This window comes from Methylomarinovum caldicuralii, assembly GCF_033126985.1.
Classification (GTDB): Bacteria; Pseudomonadota; Gammaproteobacteria; order Methylococcales; family Methylothermaceae; genus Methylohalobius; species Methylohalobius caldicuralii.
This window is the reverse complement of record NZ_AP024714.1, coordinates 1,178,259-1,195,589: the sequence shown is the minus strand read 5'-3', so window position 1 is coordinate 1,195,589 and position 17,331 is coordinate 1,178,259. Positions and strand designations below refer to the sequence as shown.

The 17,331-nt window shown below is 64.2% G+C and carries 16 protein-coding genes; 14 read left to right on the top strand and 2 right to left on the bottom strand.

Annotated elements, in window-relative coordinates; genetic code table 11:
- Positions 1-22 precede the first annotated feature (22 nt).
- Positions 23-2,446, bottom strand: a complete 2,424-nt coding sequence (locus MCIT9_RS06200; protein WP_317706535.1) for a PQQ-binding-like beta-propeller repeat protein — start codon at positions 2,444-2,446, stop codon at positions 23-25.
- A 262-nt stretch (positions 2,447-2,708) separates the two neighbouring features.
- Here MCIT9_RS06200 and istA point away from each other — a divergent pair, with 262 nt between their 5' ends.
- From istA to MCIT9_RS06155, 9 genes are all read left to right on the top strand, one after another.
- Complete coding sequence (gene istA, locus MCIT9_RS06195; RefSeq protein ID WP_422880200.1) at positions 2,709-4,001, top strand: IS21 family transposase; 1,293 nt, start codon at positions 2,709-2,711, stop codon at positions 3,999-4,001.
- Positions 3,998-4,804: an IS21-like element helper ATPase IstB gene (gene istB / locus MCIT9_RS06190; protein ID WP_317706533.1), complete on the top strand. Its 807-nt coding sequence runs from the start codon at positions 3,998-4,000 to the stop codon at positions 4,802-4,804. The genes istA and istB overlap by 4 nt, the downstream gene beginning before the upstream one ends.
- Before the next feature lie 307 nt (positions 4,805-5,111).
- Entirely contained in the window at positions 5,112-5,564 is a 453-nt protein-coding gene (locus tag MCIT9_RS06185) for an SUF system Fe-S cluster assembly regulator (protein ID WP_317706532.1), read from the top strand.
- 17 nt (positions 5,565-5,581) lie between these two features.
- Positions 5,582-7,030 carry a Fe-S cluster assembly protein SufB gene (gene sufB, locus MCIT9_RS06180; RefSeq protein ID WP_317706531.1) on the top strand — a complete coding sequence of 483 codons (1,449 nt, stop codon included), beginning with the start codon at positions 5,582-5,584 and terminating at the stop codon, positions 7,028-7,030.
- Positions 7,031-7,099: 69 nt separating this feature from the next.
- Positions 7,100-7,861: a Fe-S cluster assembly ATPase SufC gene (gene sufC, locus MCIT9_RS06175; protein WP_317706704.1), complete on the top strand. Its 762-nt coding sequence runs from the start codon at positions 7,100-7,102 to the stop codon at positions 7,859-7,861.
- Positions 7,858-9,153, top strand: coding sequence for a Fe-S cluster assembly protein SufD (gene sufD, locus MCIT9_RS06170; RefSeq protein WP_317706530.1), 1,296 nt, complete (start codon positions 7,858-7,860; stop codon positions 9,151-9,153). The genes sufC and sufD overlap by 4 nt, the downstream gene beginning before the upstream one ends.
- Positions 9,150-10,373 carry a SufS family cysteine desulfurase gene (locus tag MCIT9_RS06165; RefSeq protein ID WP_317706529.1) on the top strand — a complete coding sequence of 408 codons (1,224 nt, stop codon included), beginning with the start codon at positions 9,150-9,152 and terminating at the stop codon, positions 10,371-10,373. The genes sufD and MCIT9_RS06165 overlap by 4 nt, the downstream gene beginning before the upstream one ends.
- A complete protein-coding gene (gene sufU / locus MCIT9_RS06160) occupies positions 10,373-10,825 on the top strand; it encodes a Fe-S cluster assembly sulfur transfer protein SufU (protein ID WP_317706528.1) in 453 nt (150 codons plus the stop codon). The genes MCIT9_RS06165 and sufU overlap by 1 nt, the downstream gene beginning before the upstream one ends.
- A gap of 155 nt (positions 10,826-10,980) precedes the next feature.
- Complete coding sequence (locus MCIT9_RS06155) at positions 10,981-11,295, top strand: non-heme iron oxygenase ferredoxin subunit (RefSeq protein WP_317706527.1); 315 nt, start codon at positions 10,981-10,983, stop codon at positions 11,293-11,295.
- Between the two features lie 2 nt (positions 11,296-11,297).
- Here the strand turns inward: MCIT9_RS06155 and MCIT9_RS06150 are convergent, their stop codons facing one another.
- On the bottom strand, positions 11,298-12,152 hold the full coding sequence (locus MCIT9_RS06150; protein ID WP_317706526.1) for a CHAD domain-containing protein: 855 nt from the start codon (positions 12,150-12,152) through the stop codon (positions 11,298-11,300).
- 93 nt (positions 12,153-12,245) lie between these two features.
- Here MCIT9_RS06150 and prfB point away from each other — a divergent pair.
- The 5 genes from prfB (at position 12,246) to MCIT9_RS06125 (ending at position 17,328) form a co-directional block, all read left to right on the top strand.
- Positions 12,246-13,350 (top strand): peptide chain release factor 2 gene (gene prfB / locus MCIT9_RS06145; protein ID WP_317706525.1). Its coding sequence is split into 2 segments (ribosomal slippage): positions 12,246-12,326 and positions 12,328-13,350, totalling 1,104 coding nucleotides; the frame shifts between segments, so codons are not numbered across the junction.
- Positions 13,351-13,374: 24 nt separating this feature from the next.
- Positions 13,375-14,898 (top strand): lysine--tRNA ligase, encoded by a 1,524-nt coding sequence (gene lysS / locus MCIT9_RS06140; RefSeq protein ID WP_317706524.1) that lies wholly within the window; start codon positions 13,375-13,377, stop codon positions 14,896-14,898.
- Positions 14,899-14,993: 95 nt separating this feature from the next.
- Complete coding sequence (locus MCIT9_RS06135; RefSeq protein ID WP_317706523.1) at positions 14,994-15,884, top strand: HDOD domain-containing protein; 891 nt, start codon at positions 14,994-14,996, stop codon at positions 15,882-15,884.
- 2 nt (positions 15,885-15,886) lie between these two features.
- Positions 15,887-17,035 (top strand): flagellar hook-length control protein FliK, encoded by a 1,149-nt coding sequence (fliK, locus tag MCIT9_RS06130; RefSeq protein WP_317706522.1) that lies wholly within the window; start codon positions 15,887-15,889, stop codon positions 17,033-17,035.
- A complete protein-coding gene (locus MCIT9_RS06125; RefSeq protein ID WP_317706521.1) occupies positions 17,032-17,328 on the top strand; it encodes an EscU/YscU/HrcU family type III secretion system export apparatus switch protein in 297 nt (98 codons plus the stop codon). Before fliK ends, MCIT9_RS06125 begins: the two co-directional genes overlap by 4 nt.
- Positions 17,329-17,331 lie beyond the last annotated feature (3 nt).

Here is a 17,331-nt window from a genome sequence, read left to right as displayed (position 1 = left end):
CATTCATCAAATCACCCCCCCATCAATCCAAACCCAGCAACGCTTTCACTTCCGACACACTCCCCACACGGTAAAGGGTGTCGCCGAAAACGCCTCCGAGCAAATAAACAGCCTTTTCATCCTCATTGATGCCGAGATAGACACCAGTCTCCGGATAGAAACGGTAGAGATACGGATCGAACCAGCGCGTGGTTTCGTGGGAGGGAAAATACTGCGGATACTGAGCTTCCCCGGCGTCCATGACCGCTTCCGCCTCCCGGACCCCGGCCCCGTCCAGTTTGCCCAGCAGGTCACTCACTGTCCGCACCTGCACGCCATAACGTTGCAGCAACTGGAACAGCGGCTCGATCTCAGCAAAATCCTCGCTGATGGTCTCGTCGTTGAAGACGATGCCCATGTACTGGGCTTCAGTCGCGCTTTGCAGGGCAGATTCGATGTCCGACAGGGTGACCGCCGCATCCCCCAGATGGCTGATCAGATAGCCGGTGTTGTAAATTTCCACCACCGGCTGGCCGTTGTGCCATTTCACCACCGGCGTGCTGAGCAGGTCGTCCCTGGAAGGCTCTAATCCCGAATCGGTAGCATAGAACAGCACCCCCTCGGGCCAGTCGGTGTCCTCGTCGGACATGCCGGCGGAGAGAATCCCGCGGCGAGTCAGTGGCGCCAGTTTTTCCATCAGGGCGTCCATCCCCCCCTGCCAAGCGACATTTTTGCCGTTACCGTACCAAGCATCGGTGCGGATGAGATCCGGCGCGTCGGTATAGCCGTCGAAAAATTTGTGGGTCGGACCGTGGTGATGGAGGGCTATCTCGTGACCCTCGGCCTCCCAGGCCAGCACCTTGTCCGTCAGACCGCTCTGGACCACATAATCCACCCAGGGGGCGGAAAACTGTAGGGTGATCTTGTGGCCGTACCGGTCCGCCAGAGCCATGAAGTCTTCCAGCCGGGGCCACAAGCTCCTGATCCCCGGTAGATCCTTGACCTCCAGATGGAAGGCGATGAAGGCGCCCCTCACCTGAGCGCTTGCCCCCTTGGAGGAGGACAAAGCCGCCGATCCCCGATTATCGCGCCGGTAGCGGGGCCAGATGGCGCTGCCGTAGCCTGCCACGCCGCTGCCTTCTATCCGGTTCAGGGTGCCATCCTCCTGAACCACATAGATGGTCCCCTCGTGAATGACAGGACTGGTCAACACCGGCGCCTGGGAAGCCAACGTATAATCGCGCACTTGTTCCCCGGTCAGCGTAAGCACCTGCAGCCGGCCGTCGGTAGCGAACAGCACGTAGCGGTCGTCCGCCAGGGTCGGCGAGGCATGGGCGAAGCTCCCGGGAACCTCGGCCAGCAGCGTGGCCTCGCACGCCGGGGTCACTTTCCACAGCTGCCCCCTGCGGGTATGGTCGGCATCGGGCACGCTGACCGGCACGTAGGCGTTGCCGTCGGCATCCACCGTCGGGGCGGCATAGAACCCGGCCGCCTGGGTCTGCGGCTCGAAATCGAACGTCAGCCGGCATTGCTCCTGCAGATTCAGGTCGAGACGATACAGGACGCTTTTGAACTGTCCACCAGCGCCTGCCGCCTCGTTGGGACGCACGTATTGCACCCACAGCCCGGTCCCGTCGGGAACCACCTCACCGCTGACCGAGTCCATGTTGGCACCGGTGAAAGGCAGCATGTAACAGGCCGGATCTCCCGGATCGAAGCTGGCAAGGACATTGAGCTCCTTGTCGGTCTTGACCACCGAACAGCCATAGGTGTAAGTGGTCTCGTCACCGCTCTTCTCCCCCACCGTCTGGGCTGCGGTGCTCCAATAGAGATACTGGCCGTCGCTGGTGGGACTGGTCCCGATCCAGGCCAGAAAGCCGCCATCCAGGTTCAGGGAATGGACCACGTTACCCTCGGCATCGATGGCGAACAGAGCGCCGCAATTGGGATTGGTGGGATTTTGGCAGGTATGGTCCGGACTGTTGATGGTGCAGAAATAGTAGAGGCCGTCGAGGACCACCCCGCCGCTGTCGCTGGTGGTCTGGACGCTGAGCTTCCTGCGGAGATCGAAGGTTCCGGGATCCAGGAGGAACACGGTCCCGCCGAATGTGGTGTTCCACAGCAGGAGGTCCTGATCCTGCCAATAATTCAGCGGCGCCTCCCCCGCCCCGTCGTCCCGCAGCTGATAGAGCCTGCCGTCACTCAACCGGTAACCGAACAAAGTATGCCGATAAGGTCCGGGCCCGGAACAATTGCTGGAATGCTCGTGCATGGGATAGACCAGCCAGTCACCGACGACAATCGGCGTGGCTGTCAGATTGGCGCAATCGGTGACCGGGATGGTGACATATTCGATTCCCGAATCTGTCTGCCCGTAAACCGCATCGGGCACCAGAGTTTCGGCACCGGCCATCCCCCAAAACAGGATTGCCAGTGCCAATACGCTTCGCATCACAAAGGTTTTCATAGCCACCTTCCTCCAAACAGGGGTTATTAATCCAGGGATGAATACTTCGGGCCGGCCCGCCCTGCGGTATCATTGAGGCCCAGCCGTTTGCACGAAGATTTCCACCCGACGGTTCTTCTGCCGTCCTGCGGGATTGTCGGAACCGTCCGGATGGGTGTTCGGCGCCACCGGCCGGCTTTCCCCGATGTGAGGCGACATGCAAAAATGACCCTATAACGACATGAAGAATTGACCCTCCCTTGAAGAGACAGAGGAGAGGTCAATGAAGAGAGAAAGTGATACGGTCCTGCCTTTTTGCCCGGTAGCAAAAAGGAGGGAAGAGATGAAGCTGCCAGAGGAGGTAGCGGCGGTGATGAGCTTACATGCCAAGGGATGGGGGAGCCGGCGGATAGCCAAAGAACTTGGCATGAGCCGCAACACGGTCAGGCGTTATGTACGCCAGGGGGGTTGGAAACCATCTGCCAAGCCCAAACGATCCTGCAAGTTGGAGGGGTTGGAGGCCTTTGTGGAGGAGCAGTTCCGCCGTCATCGCGGCAATGCCGAGGTGGTGCGCCAGGAATTGAAACGGGTGCATGGGGTTGGGGTTTCCTTGCGGACGGTGGAGCGGGCTGTGGCAGGTCTTCGCCGGAGCCTGGAAGCGGAGGGCAGGGCGACGGTGCGGTTCGAGACGCCGCCCGGCAAACAGATGCAGATCGACTTTGGTCAATGTGTGGTGGTGATTGCCGGGGAGAAGGTGCGAGTGCATCTGTTTGTGGCGACCTTGGGTTACAGCCGGCGGAGCTTTGTGATGGCCTTTACCCATCAACGCCAGTCTGCCTGGCTGGCGGGGATCGAGGCGGCCTTCCGGCATTTTGGCGGGGTCGTCGAGCAGCTTTTGCTCGACAATGCCCGGGCGTTGGTGGATCGGCATGATCCGGTGACCCGGGAAGTCAGCTTCAACGAGCGCTTCCACGCCTTCTGCCGTTACTGGGATGTGACGCCCAAGGCCTGCGCCCCCTACCGAGCCCGCACCAAGGGCAAATGCGAGAATGGTGTCGGCTATGTCAAGCGCAATGCCATTGCCGGACGTGAGTTTGGCTCGTTTGCCGAGCTCCAGGCCCATCTGGAACACTGGATGGCGGCCGTGGCCGACGTGCGCATCCATGGCACCACCGGTGAGCGTCCCATCGACCGCTTCCAGGCACAAGCGCGGCAGGCGCTTGGGTCCTTGAAAGACCGGGCGCCCTTCCAGCAGATCCGGGAGTTGAGCCGCAAGGTCCACGCCGATGCCTGCGTCGAAGCCGACACCAACCGCTACAGCGTTCCCTGGCGGCTGATCGGCCAGCAAACCCAGGTCCAGATCGAAACCGGCCAGGTGAAGATCTACCACGGCGGCGTGCTGGTCGCCTGCCATGCCGAAGCGGTCGGCAAACGTCAGCGCCGTCTCGATCCGGCCCACCTCAAGGGCGTGATCAGCTCCCCGCATCCGGCCCCATCCCCGTCGGTCGAGCCCGCCACTTCCGAGCTGTTACGCCCCCTGGCCGAGTATGAGCAGATCGCAGGAGGTGCCTGGTGAACAACGACCGCCTCGACGCCATGCTCACCCGGCTCAAGCTCACTGCCATTCGCGACGGCCTCGACACCCTGCTCGACGAGGCCGCCCGAAGAGACCTCAACCTGCGGGAGGCCCTCACCTTCCTGTGCGAAGCCGAAATCGCCAGGAAGGACCAGCGCCGGGTTCACATGGCCACCAGCATTGCCAAATTCCCCTACGTGCGCACCCTGGAGGGGTTCGACTTCCAGGCCCAGCCGTCGGTCGATCCCAAACCGATCCGGGAACTGGCCACAGGACGCTGGATCGCCAACGGCGACGCACTCCTGCTGCTCGGTCCCCCGGGAGTCGGCAAAACCCACCTGGCCGTCGCCTTAGGCCGTGAGGCCATCCACAAAGGTTATTCGGTGCTGTTTACCACCGCCACAGCCCTGATGACCACCCTCACCCAGGCACAAGCCCAGGGCAGGCTGGAGGAACGTCTCACGCACTACAGCAAACCCAAGCTGCTCATTGTCGATGAACTGGGGTATCTGCCTTTCGAATCCCAGGCAGCCCACCTGTTCTTCCAACTGGTCTCGAGGCGCTATGAGCGGGGCAGCCTGCTGATTACGAGCAACCGCAGTGTCGGCGAAGGGGGAGAAGTCTTCGGAGACGCGGTGGTCGCCACCGCCATCCTGGACCGGCTGTTACATCACAGCCATGTCATCACCATCCGCGGCGAAAGCTATCGCCTGCGGGAGAAACGGCGGGCCGGCCTTATCAGGCCCGCTTCCCACCTCCCCGGGACTGAGCAAGCCGGGAAATCCAACGCAACAACCTTGTAAACCAGGGGGGGCCAGTTCCAAGTGTCGCAAGAGGGTCAATTTCTGGTGTCGCTTGACAGCCTCGACTCCACCAAACGCCGCGGGGGTATCAAGGCAAGACGGCTCCTGGCCGCCTCCAGTGACCATTATCGGGCTCAGTTGCTTGGATGGACGTAGCGTTCATGCGATTGCCCTGGGCACAAGCCGGATGCTTGCCCCGCTCCTCCCTTAAATTGTAGACTCAATTCCTGATCTCCCTCGCAAAAACCGAGCACTTTACTTGGAGATACATTCAGGACTAAAATAGTCCCATTCAAGTGGAACCGCCATGCTACGCCTCAGCAAACTGACCGACTACGCCATCGTCATCGCCTGCCACAGCGCCCGGCGGCCGCACGAAATGCACAGCGCCACCGAGATCGCGGACGCCGTCGGCATCGCGCTGCCCACGGTGCAGAAGGTGCTCAAGCGCCTGAGCCAGGCGGGCATTTTTCATTCCGAACGCGGCGCCCGCGGCGGTTACCGGCTGGCGCGAACGCCGGAACGGATCAACGTGGCCGAACTCATCGCCGCGATGGAAGGCCCCATCGGCCTGACCGAATGCAGCCTGGCGGAGAACCAGTGCCGGCAGGCGGACGGCTGCGACATCCGCGGCAACTGGGCGCTGATCAACCGGGCGATCCAGGCCGCCCTGGAGACGGTCACCCTGGCGGACATGGTCCGGCCCGTTTCCCGAGAACATCCCATTTCCCTGACCCGCCTGCACGAGACGGCGGGCTGACAGCGCGGAGAAAACCCATGGCAGCAAGCAGCAAAGATCTGGAAAGACTCATAGGCCGCGAATACGAAGAGGGCTTCGTCACCGAGGTGGAGGAGGAACGCCTCCCGCCGGGGCTGAACGAGGACATCATCCGCGCCCTGTCGGCCAAGAAGAACGAGCCGCAGTGGCTGCTGGCGTGGCGCCTGGAAGCCTTTCGCCAGTGGCAGAAGATGAAAGAGCCCCGCTGGACCCACGTCAAATACCAGGCCATCGACTACCAGGCGCTGAGTTATTACGCCGCCCCCAAATCCCGCAAGGACGCCCCCAGGAGCCTGGACGAGGTCGATCCCAAGCTGCTGGAGACCTTCGAGAAACTGGGCATTCCCCTGCACGAGCGCGAGCGGCTGGCCGGGGTGGCGGTGGACGCGGTGTTCGACAGCGTCTCGGTGGCCACCACCTTCAGGGAAACCCTGGAGAAAGCCGGGGTGATCTTCTGCCCCATCTCGGAGGCGGTGCAGAAATACCCGGATCTGGTGCGCGAATATCTGGGCAGCGTGGTGCCGCCCGGGGACAACTTCTTCGCCGCCCTGAACTCGGCGGTGTTCTCCGACGGCTCCTTCGTCTATGTCCCCAAGGGGGTACGCTGCCCCATGGAGCTGTCCACCTACTTCCGCATCAACGCCGCCAACACCGGCCAGTTCGAACGCACCCTCATCATCGTCGAGGACGGCGGCTACGTCTCCTATCTGGAAGGCTGCACCGCCCCCATGCGATCCGAGCACCAGCTCCACGCCGCGGTGGTGGAGCTGATCGCCATGAAGGACGCCCAGATCAAGTACTCCACGGTGCAGAACTGGTATCCCGGCGACGAGGAGGGCCGCGGCGGCATCTATAACTTCGTCACCAAGCGCGGCGACTGCCGCGGGGAGCGGGCCAAGATCTCCTGGACCCAGGTGGAGACCGGCTCGGCCATCACCTGGAAGTATCCCAGCTGCATCCTGCGCGGCGACGGCTCGGTGGGCGAGTTCTACTCGGTGGCGGTCACCAATCACTTCCAGCAGGCCGACACCGGCACCAAGATGATCCACATCGGCAAAAACACCCGGAGCACCATCATCTCCAAGGGCATCTCCGCCGGGAAGGCGCAGAACAGCTACCGCGGCCTGGTGAAGGTGCTCAAAAGCGCCGAGGGGGCGCGCAACTACACCCAGTGCGACTCGCTCCTCATCGGCGACCGCTGCGGCGCCCACACTTTCCCTTACATCGAGGTCAAGCGCGCCGACGCCCAGGTGGAACACGAGGCCACCACTTCGCGCATCAGTGAGGACCAGCTGTTCTACTGCCAGCAGCGCGGCATCTCGCCGGAGGACGCGGTGTCGATGATCGTCAACGGCTTCTGCAAGGAAGTGTTCAAGGAACTGCCGATGGAGTTCGCGGTGGAGGCGCAGAATCTGCTGGGCGTCAGTCTGGAAGGAAGCGTGGGATGAAATCAAAGACCTGCTGGCACGACAAATCTGCAAAGACTTGAGGATAGATCAACCGTCATGACCGAACCCCTGCTCAAAATCGAAAACCTCCACGCCAGGGTGGAGGACAAACCCATCCTCTTTGGGGTGGATCTGACCCTCGACTACGGCCAGGTCCACGCCATCATGGGCCCCAACGGCTCCGGCAAGAGCACCCTGGCCAACGTGCTGGCCGGCCGCGAAGGCTACGAGGTCACCGAAGGCAAAGTCTGGTATCGGGGTCAGGACCTGCTGGCGCTGAAGCCGGAGGAACGCGCCCGCGCAGGGGTGTTTCTGGCCTTCCAGTATCCGGTGGAAATCCCCGGCGTCAGCAACATCTATTTCCTCAAGGCAGCCCTCAACGCCATCCGCAAGTCCCGGGGCGAGCCGGAAGTGGACGCCATGGACTTCATCGCCCTGGTCAAGGACAAGATGAAACTGATGGAAATGGACGAGCAGTTCCTCTACCGCGCCATCAACGAGGGCTTCTCCGGAGGCGAGAAGAAACGCAACGAGATCCTGCAGATGCTGGTGCTGGAACCGACCCTGTGCATCCTCGACGAGATCGACTCGGGGCTGGACATCGACGCCCTCAAGATAGTCGCCAAGGGCATCAACGCCCTGCGCGGCCCACAGCGCGGTTTCCTGATGGTGACCCACTACCAGCGCCTGCTCGACTACGTGGTGCCGGACGTGGTCCACGTGTTCGCCGGCGGTCGCATCGTCAAGTCCGGCGGCCCGGAATTGGCCAAGGAGCTGGAAGCCAAAGGCTACGGCTGGATCGAAGCCCACCTGGAGGCCCAGGCCCGATGACGCTCCCTGCCGAAGTGATCGAACCGCTGCGCCGGCACACCGACGTGCTGGCGGAAAACGCCCCGGCCTGGCTCGCCGGCCTGCGCCGCAAGGCCCTGGAACGTTTCGTTGCCTGCGGTTTCCCCTCCCCCCGCGAGGAGGAATGGCGCTACACCAACGTCACCCCGATCGCGCGCAAACGCTTTCCCGTCGCCGCCGAATCCGGCCAGGTGGACGTGGCCTGGGTTCAGCAGCGCCTGTTGGCCGACTGCTGGCACCTGGTCTTCATCGACGGTCATTTCCACCGTGACCTGTCCCATCCGGCCCTGGCCGGCGACGTAATCCTGTGTGATCTGGACAGCGCCCTGCGCCGCCATCCCGATCAGGTGAGCCGGATTCTCGGCCAGGCGGTGGACGAAGACCACGGTTTCATCGCCTACAACACCGCCCTGTTCCACGGCGGGATGCTGCTGTGGCTGCAAAGCGGCGTCGAACTGGAACACCCGGTCCAGATCCTTCACATCCAGACCCAGCCCGCCGCCGCCCTCACCCGCCATCTGATCCGCCTGGAAGCGGGCGCCAGGGCGACGGTGATCGAGTCCTACGCCGGCGTCGAGGCCGGCCTGACCGCCCACGTCACCGAAGTGGTGCTGGCGGAGAACGCGGCGCTGGATCACGTCAAGATTCAGGAGGAACACGATCGCGCCTTCCACTTCGGCGGCTTCTACGTCGATCAGGCCGACGGCGCCCGCTGCCGCCAGACCCACTTCGCCCTCGGTGCCCTCTTGGCCCGCAGCGACATCCACGCCCGCCTGGGGCAGGGCTGTGAGACCCGCTTCGACGGCCTCCACTGGGCCGACGGCCGCCGTCATCTGGACAGCCACACCCGGCTGATCCACGCCCGCCCGGACAGCGTCAGCCGCGAAGCCTACAAGGCCATCGCCGAGCAGCGCGGCCGCAGCGTGTTCCAGGGCCGCATCGTCGTCGAACCCGGCGCCCAGCGCACCGATGCGGAAATGAACAACCGCAACCTGCTGCTGTCGGACGACGCCGAGATCGACACCAAGCCGCAGCTGGAGATCTACGCCGACGACGTCAAGTGCGCCCACGGCGTCACCGTCGGCCAGCTCGATCCCGACGCCCTGTTCTACCTGGAAACCCGCGGCATCGATCAGGCGGCCGCGCGCCAGCTGCTGCTCTACGGCTTCGTCAACGAACTGATCGAGCAGGTCGGGATCGTCCCGCTGCGGGCCTATCTGCACCGGCGACTGGACGATCGCTTCGACGCCATCGAACTGGACGAGGAATCATGAGCGCTTACCCCATCGATCGCATCCGTGCCGATTTCCCCATCCTGGCGCAGCAGGTGCGCGGCAAGCCGCTGGTGTACCTGGACAACGCCGCCAGCGCCCAGAAGCCCAATGCCGTCATCGACACCCTGGCGGACTTCTACCGCCGCGACTTTGCCAACATCCACCGCAGCGTCCACACCCTGGGCGAGCGCGCCACCGCCAGGTACGAGGCCGCCCGCGAGACTGTGCGCCAGTTCCTGAATGCCGAGGCGGTGGAGGAAATCGTCTTCGTCCGCGGCACCACCGAAGCCATCAATCTGGTGGCCCAGAGCTGGGGGCACTCCAACCTCAAGGAAGGCGACGAAATCCTCATCACCGCCATGGAGCACCACTCCAACATCGTTCCCTGGCAGCTGGTATGCCAGCAGACCGGGGCGGTGCTGAAGGTGGCCCCCATCGACACCCATGGCGAACTGCTGCTGGAAGCATTCGAACGGCTGCTGACGGCCCGCACCAAGCTGGTGGCGGTGACCCATATGTCCAACGCTCTCGGCACCATCAATCCGGTCGAACGGCTGATCGACATGGCCCACGCCCACGGGGCCAAAGTGCTGGTGGACGGCGCCCAGGCGGTCCCTCACCTGGCGGTGGACGTGCAGGCGCTCGGCTGCGACTTCTACGCCTTCTCCGGCCACAAGGTTTACGGCCCCACCGGCATCGGCGCCCTCTACGGCCGGCGCGGGCTGCTCGAGGCGATGCCGCCGTGGCAGGGGGGCGGGGAAATGATCCGCACCGTCACCTTCGAGAAGACCGAATACGCCGATCCGCCCTACAAATTCGAAGCCGGCACCCCGGCCATCGCCGAGGCGGTCGGGCTGGCGGCGGCCATCGAGTACGTGCAGGGAATCGGCCTGGAGGCCATCGCCGCCCACGAGCACGACCTCATTCAATACGCCACCGAGCGCGCCGCTGAAGTGCCGGGTCTGCGCCTGATCGGCACCGCCCGGCACAAGGGGGCGATTCTGTCGTTCGTGGTAGACCGGGTCCATCCCCACGACTTGGGCACCTTCCTCGATCATTACGGCATCGCGGTCCGGGCTGGCCACCATTGTGCCATGCCGGTGATGGACTTCTTCCGGGTGCCCGCCACCGCCCGCGCCTCCTTCGGGATGTACAACACCCGCGAGGAGGTGGATCTGCTCATCTATGCACTCAAGGAAATCATCAAGGTGTTCAGCTGATGCTCGACGATCTCAGAGATCTGTACCAGGAGGTGGTCTTCGACCACAATCGCAATCCCCGCAATTTCCGCCCCATGGAGGACGCCGACCGGATCATCGAGGGCCACAACCCCCTCTGCGGCGACCGCATCACCCTGTACCTGAAGCTCGACGGCGACCGTATCGCCGACGTCAGCTTCCAGGGCCAGGGCTGCGCCATCTCCACCGCCTCGGCCTCGCTGATGACCGAAATCGTCAAAGGCAAGACCCTGGCGGAGGCGGAAAAACTGTTCGATGTTTTCCACAAGATCGTCACCGGTCAGGACGATGACCTGAAGCGGGAGGAACTGGGCAAGCTGGCGGTGCTGGCCGGAGTGCGCCAGTATCCGTCCCGGATCAAGTGCGCCACCCTGCCCTGGCATTCGCTGGAGGCGGCGATCAAGGGCGAACAGGAGGCGGTGAGCACCGAATAGGCAAATGCCAGCTTGGGGATCGCCGCAGGGAACGGGTTCCAGGGACGCCGTAAACCCTTCCCTGGGGGCTCGAAACCCGCCCGTCCGGGCCGGGTACGCCCTTCCACCCGTCCCCTGCGACGCCTGAATTCACAACTTCACGAGGGATTCAACCCATGTCCGACTGGATCGAAGTCTGTAAGGTCGAGGATCTGAAGCCGGGCCAGCACGTGGTCGTCGAGGTCGACGGCACCGAGGTGGCGGTGTTCAATCTCGACGGCGGATTCTACGCCATCGAGGACGTCTGCACCCACGATGGGGCGGAAATCGCCAGCGGCGAGGTGGAAGGCGACGTGATCGTCTGTCCCCGCCACGGCGCCCGCTTCTGCATCAAGACCGGCGAGGTCCTCAGCCCTCCGGCCTACGAGGATTTGCACGTGTTCCCGGTGCGGGTGAAGGACGGGATGGTTCAGGTGCGCGACGACCGCTAGGACTAGTCGCCCCAACGCCCGGACAGCCTGGACAGTTTGCGCAGCGCCCGCGCCTGACACCGCTGGCGCTCTGCCAGCAGCCAACCGATGACGGCTGCGGTGTGGCGGGACAGGCGCGGCGCTTCGGTCAATATCCGCCCCAGCCAGGCAGACTGGACCGCTGCATCGTGATGGGCGCCGAGCCAGTCCTGCAATTCCTTGAGACGGGCGATGGCCTGCTTCGCACCTGCGATTTCCCCGCTGGCGGCGGCGAACTCCAGCAGGTAACGCAGCTTCTTCACCGCAATCCGCAGGCGGTGCACCGCTTCCGGCGCCGCATCGCGCGCCAGCGTCCGCAGCCGCTTTTTGACCTTCTTACGCCGCCTTGCAATGTGGCGCTGCAGAATCTCCGCCGGCGGTTCGGTCTGCTCCGCCGCCAGCCACGCCCCCGGCGGGGCCGTCAGCCAGGCGTGCCAGTCGTTCTTCAGCTTCCTGTATTCCTCGCTTCCGAGCAGCGCGAGCACCTGCCGGTGGGCTTCCTCGCGCTGCCGCCTCAGCGGCCGTTCCAGCCCCTCGATGCCGTCGGCGAGAAAATCCAGCACCTGCCCGCGCCACGTCGGCAGCAGCGCCAGGAAGACGTCGGCATCGCGGCGGGCGTTGGTCCGGCGCATGACGGCGGCCATCTGCCGGCGCAGGCCGGCCAGTTTCGGCACCACCTCCGCCTGCATCTCCCCCAGCACGGCGCGGCTGCGGCGCAGGGCGACCCGGAAACGGTGCAGCGGCTCCGGATCGGTGTCCTGAACGATCCCGGCTTCCTCCGCCTCCACCACCCGAAGCTGTTGGGCCAGATAATCCCGGAGCGCGGTTTCCAGTGTCATGGCATCCTCCCGGTCTAAGGGCGGTCAACTTAACGCGGCGACAAACGTCAATTAAGGTAAAATTATCCGATTTCTATCCAACGCGAGGAGACGATGGAAGCATTGGAACTCAATCAGTTGAGCCGCAAGATCGAAGACCTCCAGAGCCGCGTCGAGGCTCTGAGGGGGTATCTTTGACTACGATAACAAGAAAGAGCGCTTAGAAGAAATCCTGCGCGAACTGGAAGATCCGGCGGTCTGGAACGACCCGGACCGGGCCCAGGCGCTGGGCAAGGAACGAGCCCATCTGGAGGAGACCGTCCAGACCCTGGACAACCTCTCCCAGGGCCTGGCCGATGCCGCCGAGCTGCTGGAGATGGCCCAGGAGGAAGGCGACGAGGACACCATCGCCAGCATTGCCGCCGATCTGGAAAACTTCGAGAAGACGGTGGCCGATCTGGAATTCCGCCGCATGTTCGCCGGCGAGATGGACGCCAGCAACGCCTTCCTCGACATCCAGGCCGGCTCCGGCGGTACCGAGGCCCAGGACTGGGCCGACATGCTGCTGCGCATGTACCTGCGCTGGGCCGAGAATAAGGGCTTCAAGACCGAGATCATCGAGCTGTCGCCCGGGGAAGTGGCAGGCATCAAAAGCGCCACCATCAAGGTGGAGGGCCCCTACGCCTACGGCTGGCTGCGGACCGAAACCGGCGTCCACCGGCTGGTGCGCAAGTCCCCCTTCGATGCCGGCAACCGCCGCCATACCTCGTTCGCGGCGGTGTTCGTCTCCCCCGAGGTGGAGGACGACATCGACATCGACATCAATCCGGCGGACCTGCGCATCGACGTCTATCGCGCCTCCGGCGCCGGCGGCCAGCACGTCAACCGGACCGAGTCGGCGGTGCGCATCACCCATCTGCCCACCGGCATCGTGGTCCAGTGCCAGAACGACCGCTCCCAGCACAAAAACAAGGCCACGGCGATGAAACAGCTCAAGGCCAAGCTCTACGAGCTGGAGATGCAGAAGCGCCGCGCCGAACAGCAGCAGCTGGAGGCGTCCAAGTCCGACATCGGCTGGGGCAATCAGATCCGCTCCTACGTCCTCGACCAGTCGCGGATCAAGGATCTGCGCACCGGCGTCGAGGTGGGCAACACCCAGGCGGTGCTCGACGGCGATCTCGATCCCTTCATCGAGGCCAGCCTGAAACAGGGACTGTAATCTTTCAACCCACACCAGACATCAATGAACACGAAAACCAATACCGAACAAGACCTCATCGCCCAGCGCAGGGCCAAGCTCGCGGCCCTGCGCGAGGCCGGCTTCTCCTATCCCACCGATTTCCGCCGCGACAGCGTCGCCGCCGAGCTCCACGCCCGCTATGACGACAAACCGGCCGAGTTCTTCGAGCAAACCCCGCTGCGGGTGCGGGTCGCCGGGCGGATGATGACCCGGCGGATCATGGGCAAGGCCAGCTTCTGCCACATCCAGGACTATTCCGGGCGCATCCAGCTGTTCGTCACCCGCGACAATTTGCCCGACGGCCTGTATCAGGAATTCAAGAAATGGGATGTGGGCGACATCCTCGGCGCCGAGGGCGTGCTGTTCAAGACCAAGACCGGCGAGCTGTCGGTGAAGGTGGACGAAATCCGCCTGCTGGCCAAGTGCCTGCGCCCCCTGCCGGAGAAATATCACGGCCTCACCGACCGCGAGGCCCGCTACCGCCAGCGCTACCTCGACCTGATCATGAACGAGGTCAGCCGCCGCACCTTCATCATCCGCTCCCAGATGGTGCAGCGCATCCGCCAGTTCCTCATCGACCGCGACTTCCTCGAAGTCGAAACCCCGATGATGCAGGTGATCCCCGGCGGCGCCGCCGCCCGCCCCTTCATCACCTACCACAACGCCCTCGACATGCAGCTGTACCTGCGCATCGCCCCGGAGCTGTATCTTAAACGCCTGGTGGTGGGCGGCTTCGAGCGGGTCTTCGAAATCAACCGCAACTTCCGCAACGAGGGCCTCTCGACCCAGCACAATCCGGAATTCACCATGCTGGAGTTCTACCAGGCCTACGCCGAATACCCGGAGCTGATGGACCTGACCGAAACCCTGCTGCGGGAGCTGGCCGAATCGGTCCTCGGCAGCGCGACCGTCACCTACCAGGGACGCGAGTACGACTTCGGCCGGCCGTTCCAGCGCTACACCCTGTTCGAGTCGCTGCTGAAGTTCAACCCGGGGCTGGCGGCCGAGGACGTGGACAACCTGGAAAGCGCCCGCCGGGTGGCGGAAAGGCTGGAGATTCCGGTGCTGCCTACCTGGGGGCTGGGAAAGGTGCAGACCGAGATCTTCGAAAAGAGCGTCGAACCCAAGCTGCTCGACCCCACCTTCATCACCGAATATCCGGTGGAAGTCTCCCCCCTGGCGCGGCGCAACGACCAAAACCCGGAGGTCACCGACCGCTTCGAGCTCTTCATCGCCGGGCGCGAGATCGCCAACGGCTTCACCGAGCTCAACGACCCTGAGGACCAGGCCGAACGCTTCCGCAAACAGGTGGAAGCCAAGGATGCCGGCGACGAGGAGGCGATGCACTTCGACGAGGACTACATCATCGCCCTGGAACACGGCATGCCGCCAACCGCCGGCGAAGGCATCGGCATCGACCGGCTGGTAATGCTGCTGACCGATTCGCCGTCGATCCGCGACGTGCTGCTGTTCCCCCATCTGCGGCCGCGGCGGGACAAGGCGGACAATGCCGGCCCATCGGAGTGAACCGGCAGGGCGGTGGTTTCCCGCACCACCGCCCTGCCGTTTGTTGCGAAAACGGCTAGACTTGATGAGGACAACGCCGACAAAAACACCCGCTTATGCCCGCGCCCTCCCAGACCGAGACTGATACTCCCGAAGCGCTGGAACACGCCGGTCCCTTCTTCCGGGAGTGCTGCCGGGCCCTGAAGGAAAACAAGCTCTCCCTCCCCACCATTCCCGACATTTCCCTCAAGATTCGCCGCGCCATCAACGATCCCAAGGCCAGCAACACCAAAATCGCCAAGGTGGTGCAGATGGACCCGGTCATCACCGCCCGCCTGATCCAGATCGCCAACAGCCCCCTGTACCGGGGGCGACGCCGCATCGAAAGCTGCCCCCAGGCCCTCACCCGCCTGGGCCTCAAGGCGGCACAGCACATCATCACCACCCTGGCGCTCAAGGCGGTGTTCCAGGCCAAGTCCCACCGGATCCGGAAACGCATGAACGCCCTCTGGCGGCACAGCAGCTACGTGGCCGCCATCTGCGCCGTGCTGGCCCACAAGACCCCCGGCTTCGATCCGGACCGGGCCATGCTCATCGGTCTGATCCACGACATCGGCGCGGTGCCGGTACTGACCTTCGCCGATGCCCACATGGACCTGCTCAGCGATCCTGCGGAACTGGAGCACACCATCGCCAGACTGCGGGGGCCGGTGGGGGCGGCCATCATGCGGCGCTGGGACTTCCCCGAGGACTTCGCCGTCATCGCCCGCAAAGCCGAGGACTGGTTCCACGACGCAGGCCCGGAACCGGACTATCTCGACATCGTCCTGGTGTCGCAGCTGCACAGTTTCATCGGTTCCCCGGAGATCCGCCAGGTTCCCCGGATCGACACCGTGCCCGCCTACCGCAAACTGCTCGCCGGACGGCTGGACGCCGACACCAGCATGAACGTGCTGGAAACCGCGCGGGAGGAAATCTGGCAGATTCAGAAGATGCTGGCCTTCTGAACATGGAAATCCGCCGGGCCCTGCAAGCGCTGATTCCGGTGCTCGGGCGCAGCAGCGCCCCTTCCCAACCGGTTCCCCCGTTGCAGGTATTGCAGCCGGGACAGCGCATCCAGGCCCGGGTGCTGGCCCAGACCGGTCCCAACCAGGTGATGCTGGAAATGCTCGGCAGCCGGGTGATCGCCGACACGCAGGTTTCCCTGCCCGCCGGGGGACAGGTCCGGCTGGAGGTCGTCCAGGGCGGCCCGCAACCCCAGCTGCGGGTGCTGCAACCGGCTTCCAGTGGCGACGCCCCCGCCCAACTGCTCCGCAATGTCCTGCCGCAGCAACAGCCGCTGACCCAGAGCCTGCCGGCCCTGCTGCAACTGGCCGGCGACCCCCGAATACCCGAACCGGTACGCCGTCAGCTCGAACAATTGCGGCAGGCACTGCCACGGCAGACCGAGCTGGTTTCCCCCGACCGTCTGCGCCAGGCCGTCCGCCGCAGCGGGCTGTTTGCCGATATCCCGGCGGAGGCGTCCGCCGCCTCCCGGCCGCCGGATCTCAAACACCAGCTCCGGCAATTGGCGGACGCCCTTCGCGAGCGCCCAGCCCTGCCGCTGCATCCGTCTCCAGAGCACGCATCCTCCCCATCCGATACACTCCCGTCAAGGGAGGCCCACTCCCGGACGCTGGAAACCCTGCTCGATTCCCTGAGCCGGAAAGTCACCGCGGCGCTGGCCCGGATCACCGTCGACCAGCTGGCCTCACTGCCGCAACCGGACCGCCCCGAAACCGTCTGGCATCTAGAGATCCCCTATCACGATGACCAAAGCCTGGAGGTGCTGACCCTGGTCATCAAAAGGGAACAGGAAAGAAACGGCGCTGATGCGGAAGCTTCCCGGCCGCTGTGGTCGGTGGACCTGGAACTGCAGCCGGCATCCCTGGGCACGATCCGGGCCCGCATCGTCCTGAGCGGGCGGCAGATCAGCAGTTACTTCTGGGGGGAGCGGCCGGACACCCGGCGCCTGTTCGCGCAGCATCTGGAACAACTGGAACGACGCCTGTCCCTGGCGGGGCTGACGCCGGCCCGCTTGCAGGTGACGGAACGGCCGCTGCCGCCCCCGACCCCGGAACCGGCCGCCGCAGGACCCTTGCTGAACGAGGAAGCATGAGCCGCAAACCCGACACCACGACCGTCAATCCGCCGGACTTGGCCGTGGCCCTCAAATACGACGGCACCTCGGCTCCCCGCATCGTCGCCAAAGGCCACGGGGAAACCGCCGGGCGCATCATCGCCACCGGGGAAGACCACCAGGTGCCAGTGCACCACGATCCACAGCTGGCCAAGGTCTTATCGCGGGTGCCGCTAGGCGAGGAGATTCCAAGGGAGCTGTACGTGGCCGTCGCCGAGGTGATCGCCTTCGCTTACTGGCTCAGCGGCAAGTCAGGCCCGGAGGCGGACTGAGGC